Below are 552 nucleotides of genomic sequence, written 5' to 3'. Positions count from 1 at the left end.
CCTGGGGAAGGTCAGGCTGCACATGCTGTGCCAAATCTAATCCAAAACCATACTAAACGAATTTCAAGATACAAGGGAGGTTACGGCAAGTCTGGCTTACGAATCCGGCGGTAAGTAGCAACCCGGAGGCGGGCGCAGGCCCGCCTTTTCAGGGCTGATGCTGGTCTGACTGCACTGAAGCGCCTTTATAAAGGGGCTGCTGGTTCGCCGGTGGCCCCTTTCTCCTTGCTGGCATTGTACGGGCATGAACAACCAGACTGCCGGGAAGGCCGTTTCCCTCCGGGAACGGGAATGAACGCGCGCCTGCGGCGCCCGTTCTTCTCCCCTGCCTTCTCTGGTTATGGCCAGTCAGAAATCACATCAGCTTCCCTGTGATTATTCTCTTTTTCCTCCTGTTCTGACTCTGATTACTGCTGCCCTGATTACTGTCAGTTCTGTTGTTCTCCTGCCTGTGCCTTTCCCGGGCGTCCCCCTGGCGGGGCGGGCTGTCGTGAACGGAGCCAGCGAAGCTGTCTCCGCCCTGGCGGGCTTCCATCCCTGACGCGAACCCCC

General features: G+C 58.3%; 1 pseudogene. It reads right to left on the bottom strand.

Annotated elements, in window-relative coordinates:
* Window positions 1-355 precede the first annotated feature (355 nt).
* Window positions 356-552, bottom strand: a pseudogene (locus BEA93_RS24610) (hypothetical protein); the annotation flags it as partial.

Origin of the sequence: Escherichia sp. MOD1-EC5950 (assembly GCF_002965345.1) — a bacterium.
GTDB classification, from domain to species: Bacteria; Pseudomonadota; Gammaproteobacteria; order Enterobacterales; family Enterobacteriaceae; genus Escherichia; species Escherichia marmotae.
This window is presented reverse-complemented; position numbering and strand designations above follow the sequence as displayed.